Raw genomic sequence first — 26700 nt, 5'->3', positions numbered from 1 at the left:
AGGGTTACTTTCCGAACTTCTTGGTAAAGCGCAGCCCGAATTCATTGCGGTCGTTGCTGACCACCACGCCGACAAACCCGCCCTGATCGAGGCGACCCTGATCATAGACCTTGTTGAAAATGTTGCTGCCGTAAATCGACACCGACAAATCGCGGGCGGCGTTTTCATATTTCAGGTTGAAACCAACCAGGCTGCGCGGTGCGATCAGCTCGGTCGCACGCGCGACGGGCTGGCCGAATTGCTCGCTGCGATAGGAATAATCGACTTGGCCGGTGATCGCCGCGCCTGAACCGAGCTTGTAGGTATAACTGCCCGCGACCGCACCGGTCACATCCGGGCTAAGCGCGGTCGGCGCGCCCGCGACGGGCGTCCCGCCGGTCGGGAAGAACGCGGGCGGCAGCGAATTGACCCGCGTGATCTTGCTGTCGAGATAGCCGATCGACCCCTTCAGCCGGAACCCGCCAAAGGTGACCGTGCTTTCCGCCTCGATCCCGCGCGCGCGCGCGTTGGCGGAGATGATGACGGTGTTGAAGCCGGCCGCGTTGATAAACGAATAGGGCAGCCCGCGATCTTTATAGTCGGTGGTGAAGGCCGACAGCAGGACGGTCCAATTGGGCAGAATCTTGCCCTTGAAGCCAATTTCGTAATTGGTCGCGGTGGTCTTGGGCGAGGCGTTGAACGAAGCGGGACCGCCGAACGGACGCGGGGTGTAGCTGCCCGGCTGATAGCCCAATTGGATCGTGCCATAGACGTTGATGTCGCGCGCGATCTTGTAGGTGACGTTGCCCTGCGCCGTCACCGCATCGTAGCTGGCATTGCGCGTCACCGGCCCCGGGAAGCTACCCTGGAAATTGGCGGTCGCGCGCTTGTCATCCTTCGAGTAGCGCACGCCCGCGCCGATCGACAGCGCGTCGGTCACGTCGAAGCTGCCATTGGCATAGACGGCATAGCTGTCAGTGCGCTGCTTGATGAAATAATCGCTGCGCCCGCCGAAGAAATAGGCCGGGGATGAAGCGTTGCTGCCGTCTTCGTAGAAATAGTACAGCCCGCCGACCGCGTTGAACCGGCCAAGCTCGGCATTGACCTGCAATTCGACCGAGGCCTGTTCGGCGCTACCGACTTCGGGAAAGACCGACTGGCGCGAGATATTGTCGGTGTCCGAAAGGCCGCCGGTATATTTTGTCTGACGATAGCTGCCGAGCAGCTTTGCCGTGAACTGATCGGAAAGTTTGTATTCGCCGGTCAGCGATGCGCCGAACAGATCGAGCGACGTGGTTTCCAAACCGGGCACATCGGTTCCCGAATCATCGGGACGGACTTGCGTCGCCTGGGTGAAGCCCGCCGCCGCGGGATCGTAAATATCGACCTTATACGGCGACTGCCCGTCGCGCGCGCGGACGAAATCGACCGAGGCGAGCAGCGAGAAAGCATCGCTCGGCGTCCAATAGGCCGCGGCGCGGCCGCTCGCGTCATTTTGTTCGCCGATCCGTGCGCTGGGGGCTGCGATATTGACCGCGTCGCCGACACCGGCACGGCGTTCATAACTCCCCCCGAACGAGACAGCGAGGGTCGGGGAAAGCCGCGTATCGGCGTAAAAATTGCCGTTGACCCGGCCGCGCGTGCCGACTTGCGCGGTCAGCTCCGCGCCCTCGTCCGACCCGGGCTTGCGTGTAATGATGTTGACCGCACCGCCCAGCGTGTTGCGGCCATACAGCGTGCCCTGCGGCCCGCGCAGCACTTCGATTCGCTCGATATTGGTCAATGACAGATTCGACCCGAGCTGGCGGCCGAGATACACGCCGTCGAGATAGACGCCGACGCCCGGATCGGTGGTGATGAGGTGATCCTGCAGGCCGATCGCGCGGATAAACACCGAGGCTTGCGCGGTGTTGCCGACGCCGTAGCGGCTGATGTTGAGGTTGGGGACGTACTTACCGACATCGGCGAGATTGGTCGCGTTGAGCGATTTCAGCGACTCCCCCGAAAAGGCGCTGAGCGCGATCGGTGTGTCGAGCAGACTTTCCTCGCGCTTGCGCGCGGTGACGACGATGTCACCCGAATCGTCGCCCGTCTCCTTGGCAGCGGGCTTCGCCTCGGCGGCGGGGGCGGTCTGCGCAAACGCCGGCGTGGCCGAAATCAGCGCGGTCAGCGCGACCAACGCGCCGGCGACGCTACGATTACGGATGCCGATGTCTTTGAAACGCATGATGATCCCCCAATTGCTGCTGATGCTGGTCCGTACTTTCCGGCGCGTGCTGGCTTCAGCATCGCAGCGCGGCTCCCGTCCCCGGATTGTTAAGCTTCCGTGACAATCCGCCGATTCGCAATTGGGGATGCGTGCCGCGGCGTCTTTTTTCGCGCACACTGTGGCGCGGTTGCCGCACTTCACCGCGCCCGCTATGTCCGCATCCCATGAAACTGATCATCGGCAACAAGGCCTATTCCTCCTGGTCGCTGCGCGGCTGGCTCGCGTGCAAACAATCGGGCTTGCTGTTCGAAGAAGCGGTCGTGCCGCTCTACGACGCCGAATGGGACAAGCGCCGCGACGGCGACGAATTCGCGCCGTCCTCCGGCAAGGTACCGATCCTTTGGGATGGCGACGCGGTCGTCTGGGACAGCCTAGCGATCATCGAATATCTCGCCGAAAAGACCAGCCGCGACCTGTTCTGGCCCGCCGACGACGCGGCGCGCGCAATGGCGCGGTCGATGGCGGCGGAAATGCATTCGAGCTTCACGGCGCTGCGCCGCAAGCACAGCATGAACGTGCGTCAGATCTTTCCGCCACAGCGCCCCGACGACGATGTCGTGGCGGACCTCACCCGCATCATGGAGCTATGGGCGCAGGCCCGCGCGCGCTTCGGCGGCGAAGGCGATTTCCTGTTCGGCGCATTCGGCGCGGCCGACATCATGTATGCGCCGGTGGTAACGCGGATCGTCACCTATTCGCTCCCGGTCGCGCGCTTTGCGACGGGTTATATGGATGCGGTGCTGCGTCACCCCTTTATGCAGGACTGGATCGCCAGCGCACAGGAAGAGGAATGGGTGATCGAACAGTTCGAGCAGCCCGCCACCGTGGCCTAGGTTACGGCAGCCGCTCGGTCGGGTACGGCGTGCCGTCCTTGCGGGCATAGCCATCGGGCCCGAACACCATGTCGATATCGGGATATTCGCCGCCGATCAGATCCGGCCCCGCCGCGACTGCGACGAACACGCAATCCGTATCGGTGCGGTTCTGCATATGATGTCCGTTTTGCACGCCTGCAGGAAAGGTGACGACATCGCCGGGACGCAGCACCGTCTCGCCCCCATCCTCGACCAGCACCGCTTCGCCCGCAATCATCACGACCATTTCATCTTCATCGGCATGCCAATGGCGCTGCGACGACCACGCCCCCGGCTTGAGCACGACATGGCTCGCGGCGAAATGCGTCAGACCCGCTGGCGGCGCGAGGCGACGATACCAGCGCCCCGCCACGGGCGCGTCGAACGGCGGCGGATAGCCGGTCGCATTCGTTTGCGGTATTGAATCGAGATCGAGTTTCGGCATTGCTTGTTCCCCGCCCCGCCCCTGCGACATCACGCGATTATGTCGCGCGACGCGCCGCAGGAAAAGCGCCATTCCGTGATATGCACGGCTACTGCCAATACGCGTCAGCATGTGCTACGGCACGGCGATGTCCCGCTCGCAACGCCTGCTCGATCTCGTCCAAGTGCTGCGGCTGCATCGCCGCGCCGTCACCGGGGCGGTGCTGGCCGAGGAGCTCGGCGTATCGCTGCGTACGCTGTACCGCGATGTCGAGACGCTGCGCGCACAGGGCGCGCCGATCGATGGCGAGGCGGGCGTCGGCTATGTCCTGCGCCCGGGCTTCATGCTCCCGCCGCTGATGTTTTCCGAAGAAGAGATCGAGGCGCTGGTGCTCGGCTCGCGCTGGGTATCGGAACGCGCTGACGGAATGCTGGGCAAGGCGGCGCGCAACGTGCTCGCCAAGATCAACGCGGTGCTGCCCGACGATCTCAAGGCCAATATCGAGGCGTCCGGCCTGCTGATCGGCCCCGGCGATCCGGTTCCGGTGGGCGACGCCAAGCTCGCCACGATCCGTCAGGCGATCCGCTCCGAAAACATCATTCAGATCGCCTATGCCGACGAGAACGGCGCAAACACGCACCGCGCGATCTGGCCGTTCGCGCTCGCCTTTTATGATCGCGTTCGCGTCGTCGTTGGCTGGTGCGAATTGCGCGGCGGCTATCGCCATTTCCGTACCGACCGGATCACCGCGCTGTATGTCGCGCCCAAGCGCTACCCGCGCCGCCGCGCCGCCTTGCTCAAGGAATGGCGGACAGTGCGCGGCATCCCCGATCAATACTGACACAAACTGACAGCAGCGACGCGTAAACCAATCCGCGTGAGCGCCCCGCCCGCCGGCTGAGTCCGAGCGGACGGTAAAGCCGCTTCCCTTCCGCGCCCGGAAACGCGAAAGGGAAGCGGGCTGAGAAGGGGCTGACGTGACCGATCCTGTAGCACTGACCAAGGCGCTTCTGGCGTGCGAGAGCGTGACGCCCGCACAAGGCCCGGTGTTCGACGTGCTGGAGGCCGCGCTGCTGCCGCTCGGCTTCACAATCGACCGCTTCCTTGTCGGGCACGAGCCCGACGGGCCGGTCGAGAATCTGCTCGCCACACGGGACGGGGCCGGGACCCACCTCGCCTTTGCCGGGCATCTCGATGTTGTCCCGCCCGGCACGGGCTGGACCAACGGCGCTTACACCCCCGTTGAGCGCGGCGGATTGCTCTACGGGCGTGGCGCGGTCGATATGAAGGGCGCGATTGCCGCGTTCGTCGCGGCGATCCCGACCGAACCGAGCATACCGCTCAGCCTGATCATCACCGGCGACGAGGAAGGCCCCGCGACCTTCGGCACGTGCGCACTGATCGAGCGGATGCGCGCCACCGGCGTCGCGCCCGATCTCTGCCTCGTCGGCGAGCCGACCTCCTCGGCGCGGCTGGGTGATATGATCAAGATCGGGCGGCGCGGATCGGTCAATCTCTGGATCAGCGTGCCCGGCAAGCAAGGCCATGTCGCCTACCCCCAGCTCGCCGATAATCCGATCCCGCGGCTGGTCGCGATCCTCGCCGAGATCGACGCCATCGTGCTCGACACCGGCAATGCCTGGTTCCAGCCGTCGAACATCGAAGTGACCGACATCACCGTCGGCAACCCCGCCACCAACGTCATCCCGGCGCAAGCGAGCGCGCGGCTGAGCATCCGCTTCAATGACGAGCAGCGCGGCACGGCGCTGGTCGAACGAATTGAAGCATTAGTCCGCGCCCACGCCCCCGCCGCGCACGTGACCGCGCGCATCTCGGGCGAGGCGTTCCTAACCCCGCCGGGTACCTTTTCAACGCTGATCGGCGACGCGATTGCAGCGCGCACCGGCATCCGGCCCGATCTTTCCACCACTGGCGGGACCTCCGACGCGCGCTTCCTCTCGGCATTGTGTCCGACGGTCGAATTCGGGCTGACCAACGCGACGATGCACAAGGTCGACGAGGCGGTGGAGATCGAGGATCTGGCCATCCTCGGCGAAATCTACCGCGACATCATCGCGCGGGTGGACCGCCTATAACCGACCCAACCGACTCAAGATTCCCCGCGACTCGCGCTGACTCCTCGGTTTTTGTGGACGCGAGTCGGCGAAGAGCGTAAGCCTTGCCTTAACCATAAGATTAAGCGGGCATGGCGATCGATCCCTGGTTCTTCATTGCCGTCGGATGCAGCCTGACCGGATACGCGCTGTATCTGACCGGGCTGCGGCGGCAATTGGTGCAGCCCAATCGCGCATCCTGGCTGATCTGGAGCGCGGCGACGGCGGTCGAGGCGGTCACCTATGCCGCAGTCAATCCCGGCGCTTTACAAGGCTGGGTCTTCGCGTTTTCGGCGCTGGCGTGCGTCGCGGTGACCATCGGCATCTGGCGGCGATCGGTGTGGAGCGCGCCGTCGCAAGGCGAAGTGCTCTGCACCGCCGCGTGCCTCGCTGCGCTGACGCTGTGGATCGTCTCGCGCAACGCCTTCTGGGCGCACATGCTGGTGGTCGCCGCCGTGCCGATCAGTTTCTGGCCAACGTGGCAAAGCGTGGCGCAGGACCGCAACCGCGAACGCTCGCCTGCCTGGGGGCTGTGGGCGGTGGGCGATCTCGCCACGCTGCTGGTCGCGACGCGCGGCGGCAATCAACAAGTCGGCGAATATGCCTATATCCTGGTCGAATTGCTGTGCCACGCGACCGTGTGGTTCATGGTCGGCCTCGCCACGATCAACCCGCTTCGCTCGCTCGGTTTCAAGAACGGGCGGCTCTATGTGCTCGACGCCTATAGCCCGGCAGCCAGCCTGTTCTCGGTCGGCGAGACGCATCTCGGCAAGGCGGTCCACGCCGCGCAAGGCTTTGCCGAGGGCGACGAAATCATCCGCTTCACCGGCCGCCGCTTCCGCGCCGACCGCGTGCCGAGCCTGATGCGCGGCAGCAGCGACCGCTTCGTCCAAGTCACACCGCAGCATTATATGGGCCCGTCGGGGCGGATCGACGATCTGATCAACCATAGCTGCGCGCCCAATGCGGGCCTGCGTTTTGCGGGCGGCAGCGTAACGCTGGTCGCGATCCGCACCATCACACCGGGGGAGGAGATTGCCTGGGATTACTCGACCACTTTGGCCGAATCGAACTGGCACATGATCTGCCAATGCCGCGCGCCTGAGTGCCGCCGCGTCATCGGCAATTTCGCGACGCTGTCGCCCGAGCGGCAGGAATGGTTCCGCGCGCGGAACCTGGTCGCGCCGTATCTGCGGCGGCGGGATGAGGTGGCCGGGCCGCGGGATCGGGCGGCTTAGCTTCATGCTTAAGGTGAGATTTCCGGGATTGAAGCCGCATACCACCTGCAATCGTCACCCCGGCCTCGTGCCGAGGTCCACCCGGCCACACCCTCAGCATTAGTGGGTTTGGCGGACCAAGCCGCGCCAACGACTATGCTTCCGCCTCAAGCGGCATGCGACGCTGCACGGTGGGCCCCGGCACAACGCCGGGGTGACGGTGAAGATGTCTGAATTTGGGCGCTACCCACCCCTACCCCAACATCTCCCGCACCCGCGCCGCAAGCGTTTCCATCGCAAACGGCTTCGCGATCAGCGCCATCCCCGGCTCCAGCGGCCCGTCGCCCACCACCGCATTTTCCGCAAAGCCGGTGATGAACAGCACCGGTAGACCGGCCCGCGCAACGCGCGCGGCGTCCGCCACTTGCCGGCCGTTCATCCCGCCGGGCAGCCCCACATCGGTGATCAGCAGATCGATTCGCGCGGCAGCGGCGAGCAGCTCCAGCGCCTCCGCGCCCGTCTCCGCCTCCAGCGTGGCATAGCCCAGTTCGCCGAGCACTTCGGTGACCAGCATCCGCACGCCGGGTTCGTCATCGACCACGAGCACCGTCTCCCCCGCACCCTCCGCCACCAACGCCACGCCCACGCCGATCGCGGTTCCGGCCACCGCCCCATAGTGCCGCGGCAGCAACAAGCACATTGTCGTGCCTTCGCCCGGGATCGAGCGGATCTGGATGTGGCCGCCCGATTGCCGGACAAAGCCATAGATCATCGACAGGCCAAGCCCGGTCCCCTGCCCCATCGGCTTGGTCGTAAAGAACGGATCGAACGCGCGTTCGATCACGTCGGCGCTCATCCCCGTTCCCGTGTCGATCACGCACAGCGTGAGATAAGGCCCCGGCGGCAAATCGCGCTCGGCCGCGCCCGCCGCGTCGAGCCATTCCTCGCCCGTCGCGATCGTGACCGTGCCGCCCTCGGGCATCGCATCGCGCGCGTTAATGCACAGGTTGAGCAACGCATTCTCAAGCTGGTTGCCATCGGCCAGGATCGGCCAGGTGGCAGGATCGACCTGCATTTCCAGCGCAATCCCCGGCCCCAGCGTCCCGCGCAGCAGATCCGCCATCCCCGCGATCAGCTGCGCCACGTCGACCGGTCGCGGATCGAGCGGCTGACGGCGCGAAAAAGCGAGCAGCCGGTGCGTCAGCGCCGCCGCGCGACCGGCGCTGGTCTGCGCCGCGCCGATATAGCGCGGCAAATCATCGATCCGCCCCTGTTTGAGGCGAAGCTGCATCAATTCGAGCGCACCCGAAATCCCCGTCAACAAATTGTTGAAATCATGCGCCAATCCGCCGGTGAGTTGCCCGACTGCCTCCATCTTCTGCGATTGGCGCAAACGGTCTTCGAGCTCGCGTTGCCGGCTGACATCGACCCCCACGCCGATCACCTGTTCGAGCCGCCCGTGCGCGTCGCGCAGGACATGGCTGCGCGACAGGATGTGGCGGATCGTGCCATCGGGCAGGACAACGCGATACTCGTTCTCGCTGTCCTCGCCGGTTTCGCGCGATTTCGCGATCGCGGCATGGGTACGCGGCACGTCATCGGGATGGATCCGCTGGAGGATCTCGGCCATCGTCCGACCCGGCCCGGCTTCCTGTGGCGCAAAGCCGTGCAACGCCGCGAAACCGGGGTCGCTGTAGAAACGATCGGCGGCAGCATCATAGGTCCACACCCCCATGCCATCCATCGCCTCCAGCACCATCCGCGTCCGTTTTTCGGCAGCGATCAATGCGGCTTGCTGGCGCCGCTCCTCGGTCACGTCGCGCGCGTTGGTGTAGAGCCGGTCGTCAAACAGGATCGTCTGCCACGCCAGCGTGCGATAGCTGCCGTCGCGCGTCCGCAAGCGTTTCTCGAGGCGTTGGGCGGTGCCCGGCGCGGCGATCGCGGCTTGCTCCGCCGCGCTGCCATTATGGTCATCGGGATGCCGCAGCCATTGCGTGTCGCGCCCGATAATCTCCGCCGCGCTCCAGCCGAGCAAGCGTTCCCACGCCGGATTGACCGCGATCCACACGCCGTCATGATCGGCAATGCCAAGCAGATCGTTGCTGACCTCCCACAGATTATCGCGTTCGGCGGTCCGCGCGGCGATTTCGTCCTTCAGCCCGACATTGATCGCCTGGAGCCGCGCGGTCGCGCGCACGCGGGCGACCGCGTCCCAGCTGAGCTCCGCCACTTCCTCGACCAGCGCAATCTCGCCGCGGGTCCAGTCGCGCGGGGCCGCGTTGCTGAGGTAGAAAGCGCCCTGCCACGCGCCGCCGCGCACCAGCGGCACGCTGATCCCGGCGCGCGTGCCGGTCAGATCGAGTGCGGTCTGGTCCGGCGCGTCCGGATCGCCGGGGGCCGCAAACACCAGCGTTCCCCCGCTGCGGATCGTGGCGCCGAGCCGCGCGCCGAACACCGCCGACGGCATGGTCCCCGTCAACGGCGGCAGGCGCTCGCTCACCCAGCAAGCACCGTAGCGCAGCACATCGCCCGGCAGGATTTCGAAGAAACCAGCACGGTCGACGCCGAGATACTTACCCACCGCATCGGCGGTCAATTGCATCACATCATCGGGATCGGCCTGCGCGCGCTGCTGTTCTGTCAGCGTCAGAATGAACTCGCGTTCCTCCTTGGCTGTGCGCAAAGCACGTTCGTTGACGACTTGCCCGGTGACTTCGAGGCCTTGGTTGAGGATACCGTAGGGAACGCCATGTTCATCGAGGATCGGCGAGCTGTTATAGGTCCAGAACGTCTCGGTCGGGACGCCACCGCGCAGCATCATCAAACGCTGCGCAACATGCGCCACACCCCGCCGCGACGCGAGCACGGCGGCAAATTGCGGGCCAAGCACGGGCCAGATATCGGGCCGAACCTCCGCCGCCGGACGGCCCAGCGCCCACGGATGGTTCTCCGCCAGCACCGTCCACGCATCGTTGTAGAGCAAGCGAAACTCCGGCCCCCAATAGATCGCGGTCGGGAAGCTGGAATGCAGGCAGTGGCTGACGCTCAGCTTCAAGGCCGAGGGCCAGCGATCGGGCCGGCCCAAGGGATGCCCATCCCAATCGAATGCGCGCAGCAACGCCCCGACCTCGCCGCCGCCGTCCAGAAACCCCATCGCCGTCTCCTGCGACGGTTCTGTCGTGGTAGTCGGATCGGGCGTCATAGGAACATCATCTCGCACTGATCCAACATGCCAGCACCGTCGATGTTCCGCCAGCTACAACGCGGCGAGATCGATCGGCGCGAACCGGTCGAGCGTGGCGTTGGCCTCGGGCATCGGATATTTGAGCCCGGTCGCGCAATTGAACAGCACGACGCGCTCCTCCTCATCGACCTCGCCGGTGCGCAGCGCCTCCGTATAGGCCGCCAATGTCGCGCCGCCTTCGGGGCAGAGCAGCAGCCCGTCCTTGCGCGCACAATCGTCGACCGCCTTGAGGATCGCGGGATCGCCGACGCCGAGCGCCTTGCCGCCGCTTTCCCGCACCGCGCTGAGAATCAGGAAATCGCCAACCGCTTTCGGGACACGGATGCCCGCGGCGACGGTGGCAGCGTCTTCCCAGCGTTCGGCATGTTCCAGCCCCGCTTCGAACGCGCGCACGATCGGCGCGCAGCCGCTCGCTTGCACGGCGTACATGCGCGGGCGCGCCGGCCCGATCCAGCCGAGCTGTTCGAGTTCGTCGAACGCCTTCCACATGCCGATCATGCCGGTACCGCCGCCAGTCGGGTAGAAGATCGCATCGGGCAGCTTCCAGCCGAATTGCGCGGCGAGTTCGAGCCCCATCGTCTTCTTGCCCTCGATCCGATACGGCTCCTTGAGCGTCGAGAAATCGAACCAGCGCCCCTCGGCGGCACCCTTGCCGACGATCGCGCCGCAATCGTCGATCAAGCCGTTGACGCGGTACACGCGTGCGCCCTGCGCCTGGATTTCGCGGACGTTGATCTCGGGCGTGTCGTCCGGACAGAAGACGATCGTCTCGATCCCGCAACGCGTCGCATACGCCGCGAGCGCCGCCCCGGCATTGCCATTGGTCGGCATCGCGATTTTGGTAACGCCAAGCTCCTTCGCCATAGCCACCGCCATGACAAGGCCCCGCGCTTTGAAGCTGCCGGTCGGCAAGCGCCCCTCGTCCTTGACCAGCACGTTGGGGCTGCCCGAAGACCGCGGGATGGGGATGAGCGGCGTTTCGATTTCGCCAAGGCTGACAATGTTGGCGGTGTGTCGCACCGGCAGCAGCTCGCGCCAGCGCCACAGATCGGTCTGCCGTGCGGCGATCATCGCTTTGGGGATCGCCGCGCGGATCGCATCGAGATCGTAGCGTACCAGCAAAGGCCGCCCGACGCGCGACAGGCCTTGGAGCGTGTCGGCGTCGTAGCGCTCGCCCGTCATCGAACATTCGAGATGCGTGACGAAGGTCGCGCGGTCGGCGGTAAGGTTGGAATTGATCGTCATAAGCTACTCGCGATCTTCAGAAACGCCCAAAACACCAGCCAGACCGCCATGCCGACACCCGCAAAGATTAAAGGCATGAACGCATAAACGAGGGCGACGATGCGCAGGCTGCGGCCATAGCCGGGCAGAAACAGGAACCAGACGAAAAAGGCCGGGACGGCGACCAGGCCAAACATCAACGCCGGATTGACCGGCCGAGGTTCTGACCGGGGTACCGCCGCCACGCTTACCCGGCCGCCTTCGCCACACCCACCAGCGCAGGCCGCAGCAGCCGGTCCTTGATCATATAGCCCGACTGCATTTCCTGCACGATCGTGCCGACCGGCTGATCGCTCGGGATTTCGAACATCGCCTGGTGGAAATTGGGGTCGAGCTTTTCGCCGACCGTCGTCATCTTCTTGATGCCGTGGCGCTGGAACACCGCTTCCATCTCGCGCCCCGTCGCGTCGAGACCGGCGACGAGGCCCTTCATCTTCTCATCGGCGCGCAGGTCGGCCGGAATCGCTTCCAGCCCGCGCGCGAGATTATCGGCAACCGACAACAGGTCGCGCGCGAAGGCGGTGGCGGCATAGGCGCGCGCGTCGGCAGCTTCCTTTTCGGCGCGACGGCGCATGTTCTGCGCCTCGGCATGGGCGTAGAGCAAAGCCGATTTTGCTTCGGCCAGTTCCTCGGCCAGCTTCGCGCTTGCGTCATGCTGCGCAACCTCGGGAGCTTCGGCCGCCGTCTCATCACGCAGGTCCGCGGTGGTGGTGATGTCGATCTTCTCGTCTTCGATCATATCGTCAAACTATCCTATTATCGCATCAGCCGCGCGAGTGTCGCGGCGGTATAATCCACCATGGGCACGACGCGCGCATAGTTCAACCGAGTCGGACCAATCACGCCGACCACACCGACCACACGACCGTCCAATCCCCGGAACGGTTTGGCGATGACCGACGATCCCGACAGTGAGAATAATTTGTTTTCGGCACCGATGAAGATCCGCGTCGCATCCCCGGCGCTGGCATAATCGAGCAGCCGCGCGATTTCCTGCTTGCCCTCCAGATCGTCGAGCAAATCGCGCACGCGTTCGAGATCGGCGGCGGCGGCATCGTCGATCAGCCGCGCTTGCCCGCGCACGATCAGCACCGGGCGGCGGTCGGTATCCTCGCTCCAAATGGCGAGACCGCGCTCGATCAGCGTCCGCGCCGCACCGTCGAGCTCGGCGCGTTCGGCGACGAGTTCGCGCTCGATCCGCGCGCGTGCCTCGATCAGGGTCAGCCCGCCGAACATCGCGCTCATATAATTGCCCGCCTCGACCAAGGCGGAGGGCGGCAAGCCCGACGGCAAATCGATCACGCGATTTTCGACCGACCCGTCCTCGCCGACCAGCACCGCGAGCGCCTGGTTGGTCGATAACGCCACGAAGCTCATTTGGCGCAGCACGAGTTCGCGCTTGGCGACCATCACCATCCCCGCGCAGGCCGACAGGCCGGACAGCGCCGCGGTGGTCGCGGCGATGGCGTGCTCGACTGGGCCGGATTGCACGATCTGCGCGGAAATCGCGGCGCGTTCCTCGGCCGAAGGTTCGAGCGCTTGCATCATCCCATCGACGAACAGCCTGAGGCCGATATCGGTCGGCATTCGCCCGGCACTGGTATGCGGTGCGGCGAGCAGTCCCAGTTCCTCAAGATCCTGCATCACATTACGGATCGAGGCAGGCGAGAGGTTCAGACCCGAAAGATGCGCGATGGTGCGCGACCCGATCGGCGCACCGGTATCGAGATAGCTCTCGACCACCACGCGAAACACGTCGCGCGCGCGGTCGTTCAGTTCGGTGATCGGGGGCAGGGCCATTGGGAGGATATATGGGGCTTATCGGGACAAGGCTCAACTGCGTGCGGGGTAGGCAGGTTTTCACGCGAAGACGCGAAGCGGAAGCGCCGCGCGAAAGCGCGGAAGAAGGTTGGTTCGCGCAGAGGCGCGAAGGACGCGGAGAAGAAGCAAGAAAAAATGAAAAACGAGCGCGGCAGCGCTCAACCCGCACTAACGAAGTCTCCCGATCGCCAGCCGAAAGCGAAACACCTCCGCGTCCTCTGCGCCTCTGCGCGAACCAACCTTCTTCTCTTCGCGCCTTCGCGTCTTTGTGTGAGAAAATCTTCTATCGATCCTCTGCGCCCTCGCGCCGCTCCACCGTCCATTCCTGTTCGAACAGCGCGACGTCGGTAACTTTCCGGCCGTTCTCGTCACGCGCCGGACGGAAACGGACGTGCCGCAGCGCCAGCGCACACGTCGCGGCATCGAGCGCGGCATTGCCGCTCGTCCGTGTCACCCGGCAATCGCTCAGCCGCCCGTTGATGCCGATCGTCGCGCGATAGGTAACGATTCCGGCGGCATGCGTATCCCACAAGACACGCGGCAGATCCTTATAGCGCAGCTTGTTACTGACCAGTTCGGCCTCGGTCCCGCCACCGCCGCCATCGCCGTCGCCGCGATCGCCGCTGCCCAAGCCATTGCCCTGCCCGCCGCTCCCGGTTCCGGGACCGACGACCGGCGCCGCCCCGGCCGAACGATCGCTGCCCAACCCGGCAACCGGCGAAACCACCACTGGCGCGGGTTGCGGGATCAGGATCGGCACCAACGGCGCGACGAGCTCGGTCGCTTTCGATCGCATGTTCCGCGGCGACGCCGCCCCCTCCGTGCGCTTTTCGGCTTGCTTGGGCGCACGCACCGGATCGGGCTTGGGCGGCGCGCTGTCAGGCAGGAGTGCCACAACGGTCAATTGCTCGACGATCCGCCGCGAAACGCCGACCCCAAGCCCAGCGATCAGGCCATAGCCGATCAGCGCGACCAGCGCCGCCGCAGCGCCTGCGCTTTTGACCCGGTCTGCCTGCGTTGATCCGTAGCCCGTCATACCGTCCGCCTGCACCTTCCACGCTGAATGTGGTCTGTCGCCACCCCCTGCCAAGACCCGAACTTCCAAGGGTGACACTCACCCAACGCACGGGTAGGGCGACACGATCATTTCCAGGAGATTCCCCATGCGCCCCTCAGGCCGCACCCCCGACCAGATGCGCACGATCAGCATCGAACCGCGCTTCACCAAACATGCCGAGGGATCGGTGCTGATCGGTTTTGGCGACACCAAGGTGCTCGTCACCGCCTCGATCGAGGAAAAGGTCCCGCCGTTCCTGCGCGGCAAGGGCGAAGGCTGGGTCACCGCCGAATATGGCATGTTGCCGCGCGCCACGCACACCCGTGGCAGCCGCGAAGCCGCCAAGGGCAAGCAATCGGGCCGCACGCAGGAAATCCAGCGGCTGATCGGCCGTTCGCTCCGCGCCGTCACCGACCTCAAACTGCTCGGTGAACGCCAGATCGTGCTCGATTGCGACGTGATCCAGGCCGATGGCGGCACGCGTACCGCGTCGATCTCGGGCGCGTGGGTCGCGCTGCGGCTCGCGATCGACGGGCTGATGGCGAGCGGCAAGCTCAGCGCCGATCCGCTGACACAGAAAGTCGGGGCGATTTCGTGCGGCATTTTCAAGGGCACGCCGGTGCTCGATCTCGATTATGACGAGGATTCGAACGCCGACGCTGACGCCAATTTCGTGCTGCTCGAAAACGGCAACATCGCCGAAGTGCAGGCGACCGCCGAGGGCGCGACCTATGACGAGGAAGCGCTGCTGCGCTTGCTTCGCTTGGCGCGCATCGGCTGCACCGATATCTTCGCTGCACAAGCCCGGGCTGTCGCAAAATGACGCCCCCCGAACCAGAAGGCGAAGTCGCACCGCAAGCGATTCGCAAGCTCGCCCCCGGCAAGCTCGTGATCGCCACGCACAATGCCGGCAAGGTAAAGGAAATCCGCGCGCTGCTCGCGCCGTTCGGCATCGACGCGATTGCGGCGGGCGATCTCGATCTGCCCGAGCCTGAGGAAACCGGCACGACCTTCGTCGCCAATGCCGAGCTGAAGGCGCTCTACGCCGCCGACCTGTCGGGCCTCCCCGCGCTCGCCGACGATAGCGGCCTGTGCGTCGATGCGCTGGGCGGCGATCCCGGCGTCTACACCGCCAATTGGGCCGAAACGGCCGACGGCACGCGCGACTGGGCGCTGGCGATGGGCAAGGTCGAGGACAAACTCACCGCGCTCGGCCCCGACACCAGCCGCTCGGCGCATTTCGTCAGCACGCTCGCGCTCGCCTGGCCCGACGGCCATGTCCAATGGTTCGAAGGCCGCATCGACGGCACGCTGATCTGGCCGCCACGTGGGAGCATGGGCTTCGGCTATGACCCGATGTTCGTGCCGGAAGGCGACACGCGGACCTTCGCCGAAATGCCGTTCGAGGAAAAGCAGGCGAACAACCACCGCGCCAAGGCCTTCACTCAGTTGATCGCAGCGGTGCTCTAAGGCCTTCGCACGCTAATCCCCCGCGCGCCGACCCCAGACATTCCCCGGCGGCGTGTAGCGGCACACGAGATAATCGTCGCGGCGGCTGCTTGCCAGCGCACAGCCGACCTGCGTCGTGCGCCGCCAGATGATCTGCGTGTAATGCCCGACATCCTGCCAGCGCCCGGTGCGGCTGATGTTCGGGATCGCGCCGCCGGTGTAAGCGCGACCCTCATCGACCCACAGCCGCGCCATCTCATCGTAGCGATACGCCCCGCGCGAACCCATGAAGAGGTTTTCGCCCTCTGGGACCGCACCGCGTGGTTCGGTCGAATGCTTGAAATCCTCGCTCGCGGCGAGAACCGCGGCATAGCGCGCTGCGTCGCGCGCAAGATCGTCGCTCCAGGTCAGCGGCGGCACCCCGACCGCAGCGCGCGCGGCATTGTGCTCAACGAGCATCGCCCGCTGCAGCAGCGATTCGCCGCGCGGGGCCGAAGCAGCGTCGGGTCGCGGCTCGATGATCCGCGGCGGCCGGTCGTCCGATGGCGCGGAACACCCGATCAACAGCAAAGCCAAGCCCAGAAACCGCATCTTTCCCAATCTCCTCGCGACGCGCATAGCACCGCGCGATGAACGCCGCCGAAATGCCCCCGCTCGCGCTCTACGTCCATTGGCCGTTTTGCGTGTCGAAATGTCCGTATTGCGATTTCAACAGCCATGTCCGCGCAAGCGTCGATCAGGCGGCGTGGCGCGACGCGCTGCTCGCCGATCTCGCCTATGAGGCGGCAGCACTCCCCGGACGGCGGCTCGGGTCGATCTTCTTCGGTGGCGGCACCCCGTCGCTGATGCCACCCGCAACTGTGGCGGCGGTGATCGACGCCGCGACCCGATACTGGCCAGCCGAGCGCGATATCGAAATCACGCTCGAGGCCAATCCCTCCTCGGTCGAGGCGGCGCGCTTCGCCGATATCGCGGCGGCCGGGGTCAACCGCGTGTCGCTCGGGCTGCAGGCGCTCGACGATGCCGCGCTCGCCTTCCTCGGGCGCGCGCACGACGTGGCCGAGGGACTCGCCGCGCTCGACACCGCGCAAGCCGCGTTTGCCCGCGTAAGCTTCGACCTGATCTATGCCCGGCCCGACCAGAGCCTCGCCGCATGGGAGGCCGAGCTGGCCCGCGCGCTGGCGTTCGGGACCGAGCATCTCTCGCTCTACCAGCTCACGATCGAGCCGGGCACGCGCTTTGCGACCGAAGCGGCCGCGGGACGGATCACGATCCCGAGCGGGGACGATGCCGCCGATCTGTTCGAACTGACGCGGGCGATGACGGCGGCGGCGGGCCTGCCGGCCTATGAAATCTCCAATCATGCGCGGTTGGGCGCCGAGAGCCGCCACAACCTCGTTTACTGGCGCTACCGCGATTATGCCGGAATCGGCCCCGGCGCGCACGGGCGGCGCAGCGGCCTCGCGACGGCGCGGCACAAGAAGCCGGAGAATTGGATCGCCGCCGTCGCGCGCAACGGCCATGGCGCGCAAATCGAGGAACCGCTGATCGCGTCCGAGCGCGCGACCGAGGCGTTGCTGATGGGGCTGCGGCTGCGCGAGGGCGTCGATCTCGCGCGGATCGCGGGCTTGGGGGAGACATCGGTGACGGCGTTGATCGACTGGGACGCTGCGGCAAAGCTGGCGGCGCAAGGTTTGCTCGCGCGCGACGGGGACCGGCTTACGGTCACCGATGCGGGGATGCTCTTGCTCGACGCGATCTTGCCGCTGGTAGTGCGGGGATAAACCCGAACCTTAACCCTTCCCCGGCGAAGGCCGGGACCCAGTTGTGACGTCGACGGAAACGGCGCACAGCGTTCGAACCCCGAAGCGCTCGCAACTGGGCCCCGGCCTTCGCCGGGGAAGCGAAAAGGAAAGGTAGCGAAAGCAGGGGAGCGGCTCCCCCGTTACTCCTCAAACCCACCCGGCGCAGGCGACACCGTCACCGTCGTGCCGCCGCGGATCTCCTGTACTTCCAGCGCGCGTTCGGCGACATTGTCGCGGCCGAAGCGGAACGCGCCATCGATCCCGGCAAAGCCGCCGCGGTCGTGCAGACGATCCTCCGGGAACGGCGCGCCGATCGGCCAATCGCGCATGATGCGGATCGTCAGCAGCACCGCATCATAGCCAAGGCTCGACAAACGGAACGGCGCGGTGCCGAAGCGCGCCCGATATTTGGTGGCATATTGGCGGTACAGCCCGTCCGAGACGCTCGCGAACCACGCGCCTTCCAGCGCAGGCTTGCTCGCAATCGCGCTTTCCGAATTCCACAATTCGGTACCGAGCACGCGCGCGCCGCCCATGCCGTTCTTGTGCAGCACCGGCACACCCGCCGCCGCCATGCTGCCGCCATCGGCGATCAGAATCGCCTGATAGGGCGCGCTCTTGGTCATGCGGATGATCGCCGCGGTCATCGATCCTGCGGCACGATCATAGGTCTGCAGCGACCCGACTCGCCCGCCCGCCGCCTCGACTGCGCGCAGGAATGCGGTCGAAGCGCGTTCGCCATAAGTGCCATTCGGTACCAGCGCGCCGAAGCTCGTCACGCCCTTGTCGGTCGCGTAATTCACTACCCGCGCAACCGATTGTGCTGGCACATAGCCCATCAAATAGGCGCCGTTCCCGGCCGCCGACGAATCGTTGGAGAAACTGACGACCGGCACCCCGGCGCGGCGCGCGATCGGTGTGACCACGCGCACGTCTTCAGCCAGCAACGGCCCGAGAATCAGTTGCGCACCATCGGCCAGCGCCTTTTGCGCGGCGAGTGCGGCACCGCTCGCGGTGTCATAGCTGGTGATGCGGACGCGATCGTTGCTCGAATCGAGCAGCGCCAACTGAGTCGCATTGGCCAGACTCTGCCCGACGCCGGCATTGGGGCCTGACAGCGGGACGAGCAACGCGACGCGGTGCCGCTGCGTATCCTTGGGAATGCCCTGTTCCACCACCGGCTGCTGCGGTTGCGTCGGCCGCACCACCGGCGGACGCCGTACCGGCGCCGGGCCGCGCGGAACGACCGTTTGACAGCCGCCGAGCACGAGCGCGCCCGCCGCAACCGCGGCCGCCGCGAAGCGCCGCCATGCACTGGGTGATTGCCCTATCGATACCCGCTCTGCCATGACCGCTCCTGATGACCTCTGAACTTGCGCCCCACTTGGCTCCAGGCCTCTACATCGTTGCCACCCCGATCGGCAATCTCGGTGATCTGTCGCCCCGCGCCGCGCATATCCTGAGCCATGCCGCTGTAATCGCAGTCGAAGACAGCCGCGTGACGGGCAAGCTGCTCAACCATATCGGCGTCAAGCGCCCGATGACACCGTATCACGACCATAATGCCGAGGACGTCCGCCCCGGCCTGATCGCGCGGATGGGCATGGAGGCGGTGGCGTTGGTGTCGGACGCGGGCACGCCGCTGATTTCCGATCCCGGCTATAAATTGGTCCGCGACGCGCGCGCGGCCGGGCATACCGTTTGGACGATTCCCGGCCCGTGCGCGGCGGTCGCGGCGCTGACGCTGGCCGGGTTACCGACCGACCGTTTCCTGTTTATCGGCTTCCTACCATCCAAGGCGCAAGCCCGCGCCGCGGCGATCGCCGAAGTCGCGGGGATTCGCGCGACGCTGGTGCTGTACGAATCGGGTCCGCGTCTGGCGGCGACGCTTGGCGCGCTCGCCGAGGGTCTCGGCGACCGCGAGGCAGCGGTCACGCGCGAAATCACCAAACATTTCGAGGAAGCGGTAACGGGCACCCTGTCCGACCTCGCCGCCCGCTACGCCGACGCCCCACCCAAGGGCGAGATCGTGCTGGTCATCGCCCCACCCGGCGCGCCCGAGGCGGCAAGCGCAGCGGACGCCGACGCGGCGCTCGCCGAAGCGCTGACCCGCCTCTCAACCGGCCAAGCGGCGAGCGAAGTGGCCAAGGCGCTGGGGGTGGATCGCAAGGCGCTGTACGCACGGGCGCTTGAGTTGAAGGGGGTTGGGTGAGGGTCTGATTGCGGCCTTAGACTGTAAGCCCCTTCTCCGTCACCCCGGCCTTGTGCCGAGGTCCACCGCGCAGCACGATGCTAAGCATGACGATCGAGCGCATCCCCTGCGTCTACATTGTGGCAAGCGGATACAACGGAGCGCTGTACGTCGGCGTCACGTCAAACCTGATCGGCAGGATCTTGCAACATCGCGCCGGGACATTCGACGGGCATACCAAGAAATACAGGATCAAGCGCCTGGTCTATTTCGAGATTGCCGAAACCATGGAGGCCGCAATTGCGCGCGAAAAGCAATTGAAGCGCTATCGGCGAGACTGGAAGCGCAACCTCATCGAGCGTGAAAATCCGGCGTGGAATGATCTCGCGGTTGGGCTTGGCCTTTCGCCCGTGACAGCGTGATCTCGGCACGGTGGACCCCGGCACGAGGCCGGGGTGACGAGTTTGAGGTTGAAAGCGTGAGCCCCTGTTACTTCCCTCCCGCTTGCGAGTGACGCAATCCCCTTGGTGAACCATGCCCCCGGCATGGTTCAGAAACTGCCGGGGGCAGTTTCGACCAAGGGGATTGCGTCCCTGGGTTGGGGGAGGGCATGTCAGGGCTGTGCCCCGTCTCAACAACCCCTCCCCTAGCCCCTCCCGCAAGCGGGAGGGGAATCCTACACGCCAAGCCGCCGAAGCCTCCGGCCGTCGCGGGGAGCGGCTCGCCGGGTGGTGGCTGCGCCTCAAGGGCTGGCGCATCCTCGCGCGGCGCGTGCGCACGCCCGCCGGAGAGGTCGATTTGGTCGCGAAGAAGGGCAACCTCGTCGCCTTCGTCGAAGTGAAAACGCGCAAGACCGCGGCCGAGCTCGATTTCGCGATCGACGAACGCCGTCTCGCGCGCGTCGCCGCCGCAGCGGAATATCTGATGCCGAGCTATGCCGATCCGGGCGACGACATCCGCGTCGACGTGATCCTGATCGCGCCGGGCACGCGGCCACGGCATATCGAGAATGCTTGGCTGCCATAAGGAAATCGTAACCCCGGCCTTGTGCCGGGGTCCACCGTGTCGCACATCCCGCCCTTGAACGATCAAGCGACACCGCTTGCCGCTCGGTGGACCCCGGCACAAGGCCGAGGTGACGGGCGGAATGGAGAATGTGCATGTCCCTCACCGTCGCCGTCCAGATGGACCCGATCGCGCATATCAACATCGCGGGCGATTCGACCTTCGCGCTGATGCTGGCGGCGCAGGCACGCGGGCATAGACTGTTCCACTACACCGCCGAGGATTTGAATTATTCCGACGGTCGCGTCTGGGCGAAGGCAGATCCGGTGACGGTGCAGCGCGTCGTCGGCGACCACTACAGCTTCGGCGACCCCGTCAGCCTCGATCTCGGCGACGAGGCCGATGTGATCCTGATGCGGCAGGACCCGCCGTTCGACCTCGGCTACATCACCGCGACGCATCTCCTCGAACGCATCGCGCACAAGACGCTCGTGGTGAACGACCCCGCCAGCGTCCGCAACGCGCCCGAAAAGGTGTTCGTGCTCGACTACCCCCAATTCATGCCGCCGACGCTCGTCACGCGCAGCCTCGACGAAGCGCGCGCCTTCCTCGCCAAGCATGGCGAGATCGTGGTGAAGCCGCTCCACGGCAATGGCGGCAAGGCGATCTTCAAGGTCGGATCGGACGGTGCGAACCTGTCGGCGCTGATCGAAGTGTTCAACACGATGTGGCGCGAACCGCATATGGTGCAGGCGTTCCTCCCCGCCGTGGCGAAGGGCGACAAGCGAATCGTCCTGGTCGATGGCGAAGTGGCGGGCGCGATCAACCGCTTGCCCGGCGAAGGCGAAATCCGCTCCAACCTCGCGGTCGGCGGCTCGGCGGTCGCGACCGAACTGACCGCGAAGGAGTGCGAAATCTGCGCCGTCCTCGGCCCGGAACTCAAGAAGCGCGGGCTGCTGTTCGTCGGCATCGACGTGATCGGCGGCGAGTGGCTGACCGAGATCAACGTCACCTCGCCGACCGGCATCGTCGCGATCGAGACGTTCGACGGCACCGATGTTGCGGGGATGATCTGGGACGCGATCGAACGGAAAGTCGCGGCGTGAACCCTCCGACCTCTTCTTGCTCCCCTCCCGCTTGCGGGAGGGGCTGGGGGAGGGCAGTGCCGGACGAGAGGTCCGTTAAGCGACAGCCCCTCCCCCAACCCAGTTCGGGGTCGGATGTGCCCCCTGCACATCCTCGACAGCGCGGGGCGCTGTCGACCGCGAACTCGCAAGCGGGAGGGGGGAAGAAAGAATGACCGACATCATCATCGATCTTGTCACCTGGGGCGGCTATTTCGGCATCTTCCTGCTGATGGTTGCGGAGAACGTCTTTCCGCCCTTCCCGTCCGAAGTCATCATGGGCCTCGGTGGAATCGCGGTCGCGCGCGGCCAAATGGGCATCGTTCCGCTAGTGGTCGCCGGGACGGCGGGCACCGTTGTCGGCAATTATGTCTGGTATGCGATCGGCTGGCGCTTCGGCTATCAGCGACTGCGCCCGTTCGTCGATCGTTATGGCCGTTGGCTGACGCTCGATTGGGAGCATGTGCTGCAATTGGAGCGCTTCTTCCAACGCCACGGGCAGTGGGTCGTGTTCGTGTTCCGCTTCATGCCCGCCTTCCGCACGATGGTGTCGCTGCCCGCTGGCATGGCTCGGATGCCGCAGGGGCGATTTCTGCTGTGGACGGCAGCGGGCGCGGCGATCTGGAACACCGGTCTTGCCTATGCCGGTTACTATCTCGGCAGCAATTTCCGCGAGCTCGACGCGTTTATCGGACCGGCGGCGGTCGCGCTGATCGTCGCGATCGCAATCGGCTATGTCTGGCGGCTGCTGCGCTGGAAACCGCGCGGCTGAGGTCATTTGCTGCGCTGCGGTGGAAACCGGGCGCGTGCACCCCTATCTGGCAACCCTCGCCGGGGGGTGACCGCTGGAGCCAATCGCATGAACATTCTGATCGTCCTGACCTCGCACGACCAACTCGGGGACACCGGGGCCAAGACCGGCTTCTGGCTCGAAGAGTTGGCCGCACCCTATTATGTGTTGAAGGCCGCCGGGGCCGACCTGACGCTCGCCTCGCCCAAGGGCGGACAGCCACCGCTCGACCCCAAAAGCGCCGACGAAAGCGCCAAGACCGACGATACGCGCCGCTTCGAGGCCGATGCCGAGGCAACCGCCCAGCTCGCGCACACCGTCCGGCTCGACTCGGTCAAGCTCGCGGATTTCGACGCGATCTTCTATCCCGGCGGGCACGGCCCGCTGTGGGATCTTGCCGAGGATGCCACCTCGCGCGCGCTGATCGAAGGCGCGATCGCCGCGGGCAAGCCTGTCGCACTCGTCTGCCATGCGCCGGGCGTCCTGCGCCATGTGCAAGCCGCCGACGGCTCGCCGCTGGTTTCCGGCACGAAGGTCACCGGCTTCACCAACACCGAGGAAGCGGCGGTCGGGCTGACCGATGTCGTGCCGTTCCTGGTCGAGGATATGCTGACGCAAAATGGCGGCATCTTTTCGAAGACCGGCGATTGGGGCGTGAACGTCGTGCGTGACGGCCTGCTCATCACCGGGCAGAACCCGGCATCGTCGGGCGCGGCGGCGACCGCCTTGGTCGAGGCGCTGGCCTGAGACCGTTCGGCACCCGGATCGCCTCCGGGTGCCGACCCGTCACGCGCGCGGATGCGCATTGCGGTACACGTCGAGCAAATGCGCCGCATCGACCTGGGTATAGATTTGCGTCGAACTCAGACTCGCATGGCCGAGCAACTCCTGCAGCGCACGCAAGTCCGCTCCGCGCCCCAGCAAATGCGTCGCGAACGAATGCCGCAACGCGTGCGGAGTCGTGCGATCGGGTAGCCCCAAGCGCACCCGCGCCTGCTGGACCGCGCGGCGCACAAGTCGGGGGCTGAGCGGTCCGCCCTTCGCCCCGCGAAAGATCGGCGCATCGCGCGCAGTGCCGTAAGGGCTCAATCGGACATAGGCCTCAAATGCGTCGCGCACTTGCGGCAGCAGCGGCACGATCCGCGTCTTGTCGCGCTTGCCCGTCACGCTCAGCGTCGCGCCGAGCGGCAGCACCGCGCCCCTCAGCGACAGCGCCTCGGCGACGCGCAAGCCCGCGCCGTACAGCAGCAGCAACACCGCCAGATCGCGCGCGCCGATCCACGGTTCGCTGGCATCCTCGGCGACATCCTCGGCGAGCGCGACCGCCTCATCGGGCGAGACCGGACGCGGCACCCCCTTCTTCACGCGCGGCCCCTTCAGGCGGGGCGTCGCACCCTCGCCAGCGGCAAAGGCCAGAAACCCGCGCACCGCCGACAATTCGCGCGCGGCCGAGGCATTGCCGAGACCGTCGGCGCGACGAAGCGCGAGGAAAGCGCGCAGGTCGGCGGTGTCAGTCCGGGCGAGCGCGGCACGATCGATCGCTTCGCCCCAATGCTGGCTCAGAAAGCCGCACAACCGCGTCGCGGTCGCCTCATAGGCGCGCACGGTATGCGCCGAACGTCGCCGGTCGCGCGCCAAGTGTTCGGCGTAGAGGCGGGGGAGGTCGGACATTGCGGGTGGTGTAGCGCAGTCGCGAACGTAAGAGAATCGCTTCGTTTTCCTTTCTAGCGCTTCCCCGGCGAAGGCCGGGGCCCAGTTGCGATGCCGGATGTAATTGCGGGCAGTTCCCTCAAAAGAGCCGCTCGCGACTGGGCCCCGGCCTCCGCCGGGGAAGCGCGGAAGAGGTGGCGTGACGGTTGTTGCCCCCCTTCACCCCGCCTCTCCAACCCGCCATATGCACCCCATGTCCCGCGCCCGCGTCCTCGTCCTCAATTCGGCACTCGGCCCGCTCGATTACCGCGTGCCGCACGGCATGAGTGTCGAGCCGGGCTCGATCGTCGTCGCGCCGCTCGGCCCACGCCAGTTGCTCGGCGTGGTGTGGGAGCCCGAGCGGATGCCGTCGGACGCCGAGGTCGGCGACAATCGCTTGCGCAACCTCGTCGGCGTGTTGCCGGTCCCGCCGCTTGCGGCCCCGCTGCGCCGCTTGATCGAATGGACCGCGGATTATTATCTGGCGTCACCCGCCGCGGTGGTGCGGATGGCCTTGTCCTCGACCTCGGCGCTCGAAGACAGCAAGACGATCACCGAATATCGCGCGACCGGCGACGTCCCCGCGCGACTCACGCCGCAACGCGAGCAGGCGCTCGAAAAGATCGGCAGCTTCCAGGGGCTGATCCGCGAACTCGCCGCGCTCGGCGAGGTGTCCGACGCGGTCATCCGGGGCCTTGTCAAAACCGGCGCGCTCGAAGCAATCGAAGTCGATATCGACAGCCCCTTCCCCGCCCCCGACCCCGATTTCGCCGCCCCCGCGCTCTCCCCCGACCAACGCGCCGCCTCCGCCACGCTCGTTGCGGACGTGACCGCGCGCGCTTTTGCGCCGACGCTGCTCGACGGCGTTACCGGCTCGGGCAAGACCGAAGTCTATTTCGAAGCCGTCGCCGCCGCGATCCGCGAAAACCGGCAATGCCTCGTGCTGCTCCCCGAAATCGCGCTGACCGAGCCGTTCCTCAAACGCTTCGCCGCGCGCTTCGGCGTGGCCCCCGTCGCGTGGCACTCGGGGTTGCGCCAGTCGCAGCGCCGTCGCGCGTGGCGCGGCATCGCCAGCGGGCAAGCGCTCGTCACGGTCGGCGCGCGCTCGGCGCTGTACCTCCCCTACGCCAATCTCGGCCTGATCGTGGTCGATGAAGCGCATGAGACGAGCTTCAAGCAGGAAGAAGGCGTGCATTATCACGCCCGCGACGTCGCGGTGATGCGTGGCAAGTTCGAGCAGATCCCAGTGATCCTCGCCTCCGCCACCCCCGCGATCGAGACGCGCCAGCAAGTCGCGCTCGGCCGCTATGCCGAGGTCAAATTGCCCGGCCGCTGGGGCGCCGCCGAAATGCCGAGCATCACCGCGATCGACTTGATCGCCGAACCGCCCGAACGCGGCCGCTGGATCGCACCGCGCTTGCTCACCGCAATGACTGAGACGCTGGCGCGGCGCGAGCAAGTCCTGCTGTTCCTCAACCGCCGCGGTTACGCGCCCCTCACGCTATGCCGTACCTGTGGCCACCGCTTCCAATGTCCCAATTGCACCGCGTGGATGGTCGAGCACCGCCTCGTGCGCCGCCTCGCCTGTCACCATTGCGGGCATACCGAGCCGGTGCCCAAGGTCTGCCCCGAATGCCAGAATGAGGATACGCTGGCAGCGGTCGGCCCCGGCGTCGAGCGCATCGCCGATGAAGTCACCGCGCTCTTCCCCGATGCCAAGATCGCAGTCGTTACTTCTGACACGATGTGGTCCCCCGCCAAGGCCGCCGAATTCGTCGCACGGATGGAGGCGCACGACATCGACATCGTCGTCGGCACGCAGCTCGTCACCAAGGGCTATCACTTCCCCAACCTCACACTGGTCGGCGTGATCGACGCCGATCTCGGCCTCGACGGCGGCGATCTGCGCGCGAGCGAGCGGACCTTCCAGCAGATCATGCAAGTCGCGGGCCGCGCCGGGCGCGGGGCGAAACCCGGCCACGTCTATATCCAGACGCACAGCCCCGATGCGAGCGTGATGAAGGCGCTGGTGTCGGGCGACGCCGAGGCGTTCTACGCCGCCGAGACCGAGCATCGCCGCGAGGCTGGCGCGCCGCCGTTCGGGCGCTTCGCGGGCATCGTCGTGTCGAGCGAGGACCAAGCCGCAGCCCTGGAAACCGCGCGCCTGATCGGCCGCGCCGCGCCGCATCACGACGCGATGGAAGTCTATGGCCCGGCCCCTGCCCCGCTGGCGATGCTGCGCGGGCGGCACCGCTACCGCCTGCTGGTCCACGCCAAACGCGGATTGGACGTGCAGGACGTGATCCGCGACTGGCTGGGCGCGCTCGTCTGGCCCGCCAAGGTGCGCGTGGTGGTCGATGTCGATCCGTACAGTTTCGTGTGAA

25 protein-coding genes are annotated in these 26700 nt (G+C 66.2%); 14 read left to right on the top strand and 11 right to left on the bottom strand.

From position 1 onward, the window contains the following. Positions 1-4 precede the first annotated feature (4 nt). Positions 5-2206: a TonB-dependent receptor gene (locus IEV62_RS15220; RefSeq protein WP_188448997.1), complete on the bottom strand. Its 2202-nt coding sequence runs from the start codon at positions 2204-2206 to the stop codon at positions 5-7. 206 nt (positions 2207-2412) lie between these two features. Here IEV62_RS15220 and IEV62_RS15215 point away from each other — a divergent pair, with 206 nt between their 5' ends. Beyond that, positions 2413-3081, top strand: coding sequence for a glutathione S-transferase family protein (locus IEV62_RS15215; RefSeq protein WP_188448996.1), 669 nt, complete (start codon positions 2413-2415; stop codon positions 3079-3081). Between the two features lies 1 nt (position 3082). Here the strand turns inward: IEV62_RS15215 and IEV62_RS15210 are convergent, their stop codons facing one another. Then, positions 3083-3547, bottom strand: coding sequence for a cupin domain-containing protein (locus IEV62_RS15210; protein ID WP_188448994.1), 465 nt, complete (start codon positions 3545-3547; stop codon positions 3083-3085). Between the two features lie 127 nt (positions 3548-3674). Between IEV62_RS15210 and IEV62_RS15205 the strand changes: the two genes are divergently transcribed. The 3 genes from IEV62_RS15205 to IEV62_RS15195 all read left to right on the top strand — a co-directional run bounded on the left by IEV62_RS15205 (position 3675) and on the right by IEV62_RS15195 (position 6878). Continuing rightward, the gene (locus IEV62_RS15205; protein ID WP_188448992.1) at positions 3675-4367 is read left to right on the top strand and encodes a helix-turn-helix transcriptional regulator; all 693 of its coding nucleotides are present in this window, start codon (positions 3675-3677) and stop codon (positions 4365-4367) included. Positions 4368-4503: 136 nt separating this feature from the next. After that, the gene (gene dapE, locus IEV62_RS15200) at positions 4504-5622 is read left to right on the top strand and encodes a succinyl-diaminopimelate desuccinylase (protein WP_188448990.1); all 1119 of its coding nucleotides are present in this window, start codon (positions 4504-4506) and stop codon (positions 5620-5622) included. A gap of 110 nt (positions 5623-5732) precedes the next feature. Next, positions 5733-6878: an SET domain-containing protein gene (locus tag IEV62_RS15195; protein WP_188448988.1), complete on the top strand. Its 1146-nt coding sequence runs from the start codon at positions 5733-5735 to the stop codon at positions 6876-6878. Between the two features lie 232 nt (positions 6879-7110). On the opposite strand, the gene IEV62_RS15190 is transcribed toward IEV62_RS15195, so the two are convergent. The 6 genes from IEV62_RS15190 to IEV62_RS18365 all read right to left on the bottom strand — a co-directional run bounded on the left by IEV62_RS15190 (position 7111) and on the right by IEV62_RS18365 (position 14242). Further along, the gene (locus tag IEV62_RS15190; RefSeq protein WP_229733235.1) at positions 7111-10011 is read right to left on the bottom strand and encodes a PAS domain-containing protein; all 2901 of its coding nucleotides are present in this window, start codon (positions 10009-10011) and stop codon (positions 7111-7113) included. A gap of 102 nt (positions 10012-10113) precedes the next feature. Next, the gene (locus IEV62_RS15185; RefSeq protein ID WP_188448984.1) at positions 10114-11346 is read right to left on the bottom strand and encodes a threonine synthase; all 1233 of its coding nucleotides are present in this window, start codon (positions 11344-11346) and stop codon (positions 10114-10116) included. Continuing rightward, complete coding sequence (locus IEV62_RS15180) at positions 11343-11522, bottom strand: hypothetical protein (RefSeq protein ID WP_188448982.1); 180 nt, start codon at positions 11520-11522, stop codon at positions 11343-11345. Before IEV62_RS15180 ends, IEV62_RS15185 begins: the two co-directional genes overlap by 4 nt. Before the next feature lie 50 nt (positions 11523-11572). Then, positions 11573-12124 (bottom strand): nucleotide exchange factor GrpE, encoded by a 552-nt coding sequence (gene grpE, locus IEV62_RS15175; RefSeq protein WP_188448980.1) that lies wholly within the window; start codon positions 12122-12124, stop codon positions 11573-11575. Positions 12125-12141: 17 nt separating this feature from the next. Next, positions 12142-13185 carry a heat-inducible transcriptional repressor HrcA gene (gene hrcA, locus IEV62_RS15170; protein WP_188448979.1) on the bottom strand — a complete coding sequence of 348 codons (1044 nt, stop codon included), beginning with the start codon at positions 13183-13185 and terminating at the stop codon, positions 12142-12144. A 304-nt stretch (positions 13186-13489) separates the two neighbouring features. Further along, entirely contained in the window at positions 13490-14242 is a 753-nt protein-coding gene (locus IEV62_RS18365) for an energy transducer TonB (RefSeq protein ID WP_188448977.1), read from the bottom strand. A gap of 127 nt (positions 14243-14369) precedes the next feature. Here IEV62_RS18365 and rph point away from each other — a divergent pair, with 127 nt between their 5' ends. Together rph and rdgB are read left to right on the top strand one after the other, a co-directional pair. Beyond that, the gene (rph, locus tag IEV62_RS15160) at positions 14370-15086 is read left to right on the top strand and encodes a ribonuclease PH (protein WP_188448975.1); all 717 of its coding nucleotides are present in this window, start codon (positions 14370-14372) and stop codon (positions 15084-15086) included. Further along, positions 15083-15733, top strand: a complete 651-nt coding sequence (gene rdgB / locus IEV62_RS15155; RefSeq protein WP_188448973.1) for an RdgB/HAM1 family non-canonical purine NTP pyrophosphatase — start codon at positions 15083-15085, stop codon at positions 15731-15733. Before rph ends, rdgB begins: the two co-directional genes overlap by 4 nt. A 12-nt stretch (positions 15734-15745) precedes the next feature. Here rdgB and IEV62_RS15150 read toward each other — a convergent pair whose 3' ends face one another. Then, positions 15746-16303 carry a CAP domain-containing protein gene (locus tag IEV62_RS15150; RefSeq protein WP_188448970.1) on the bottom strand — a complete coding sequence of 186 codons (558 nt, stop codon included), beginning with the start codon at positions 16301-16303 and terminating at the stop codon, positions 15746-15748. Positions 16304-16341: 38 nt separating this feature from the next. Here IEV62_RS15150 and hemW point away from each other — a divergent pair, with 38 nt between their 5' ends. Continuing rightward, a complete protein-coding gene (gene hemW / locus IEV62_RS15145; RefSeq protein ID WP_188448969.1) occupies positions 16342-17496 on the top strand; it encodes a radical SAM family heme chaperone HemW in 1155 nt (384 codons plus the stop codon). Positions 17497-17657: 161 nt separating this feature from the next. Here hemW and IEV62_RS15140 read toward each other — a convergent pair whose 3' ends face one another. Then, a complete protein-coding gene (locus IEV62_RS15140; RefSeq protein WP_188448967.1) occupies positions 17658-18866 on the bottom strand; it encodes a penicillin-binding protein activator in 1209 nt (402 codons plus the stop codon). A gap of 11 nt (positions 18867-18877) precedes the next feature. Here IEV62_RS15140 and rsmI point away from each other — a divergent pair, with 11 nt between their 5' ends. The 6 genes from rsmI to IEV62_RS15110 all read left to right on the top strand — a co-directional run bounded on the left by rsmI (position 18878) and on the right by IEV62_RS15110 (position 23374). Further along, the gene (gene rsmI / locus IEV62_RS15135; protein ID WP_188448966.1) at positions 18878-19729 is read left to right on the top strand and encodes a 16S rRNA (cytidine(1402)-2'-O)-methyltransferase; all 852 of its coding nucleotides are present in this window, start codon (positions 18878-18880) and stop codon (positions 19727-19729) included. An 86-nt stretch (positions 19730-19815) separates the two neighbouring features. Beyond that, positions 19816-20130, top strand: coding sequence for a GIY-YIG nuclease family protein (locus tag IEV62_RS15130; protein ID WP_188448964.1), 315 nt, complete (start codon positions 19816-19818; stop codon positions 20128-20130). A gap of 199 nt (positions 20131-20329) precedes the next feature. Continuing rightward, positions 20330-20734, top strand: coding sequence for a YraN family protein (locus tag IEV62_RS15125; RefSeq protein ID WP_188448962.1), 405 nt, complete (start codon positions 20330-20332; stop codon positions 20732-20734). Between the two features lie 134 nt (positions 20735-20868). Then, positions 20869-21819, top strand: coding sequence for a glutathione synthase (gene gshB, locus IEV62_RS15120; RefSeq protein WP_188448960.1), 951 nt, complete (start codon positions 20869-20871; stop codon positions 21817-21819). Positions 21820-22009: 190 nt separating this feature from the next. After that, positions 22010-22609 (top strand): DedA family protein, encoded by a 600-nt coding sequence (locus IEV62_RS15115; RefSeq protein ID WP_188448958.1) that lies wholly within the window; start codon positions 22010-22012, stop codon positions 22607-22609. An 87-nt stretch (positions 22610-22696) separates the two neighbouring features. Beyond that, positions 22697-23374: a type 1 glutamine amidotransferase domain-containing protein gene (locus IEV62_RS15110; RefSeq protein WP_188448956.1), complete on the top strand. Its 678-nt coding sequence runs from the start codon at positions 22697-22699 to the stop codon at positions 23372-23374. A gap of 39 nt (positions 23375-23413) precedes the next feature. Here IEV62_RS15110 and IEV62_RS15105 read toward each other — a convergent pair whose 3' ends face one another. After that, positions 23414-24298, bottom strand: coding sequence for a tyrosine recombinase XerC (locus IEV62_RS15105; protein ID WP_188448954.1), 885 nt, complete (start codon positions 24296-24298; stop codon positions 23414-23416). 232 nt (positions 24299-24530) lie between these two features. Between IEV62_RS15105 and IEV62_RS15100 the strand changes: the two genes are divergently transcribed. Beyond that, on the top strand, positions 24531-26699 hold the full coding sequence (locus IEV62_RS15100; RefSeq protein ID WP_188448952.1) for a primosomal protein N': 2169 nt from the start codon (positions 24531-24533) through the stop codon (positions 26697-26699). The last annotated feature ends 1 nt before the right edge of the window (position 26700 follow it).

The organism is Sphingomonas psychrolutea, from assembly GCF_014636175.1.
Taxonomy (GTDB): domain Bacteria; phylum Pseudomonadota; class Alphaproteobacteria; order Sphingomonadales; family Sphingomonadaceae; genus Sphingomonas; species Sphingomonas psychrolutea.
Note: the sequence above shows the minus strand (reverse complement) of the source record. Positions and strands in the feature narration are given on the sequence as shown.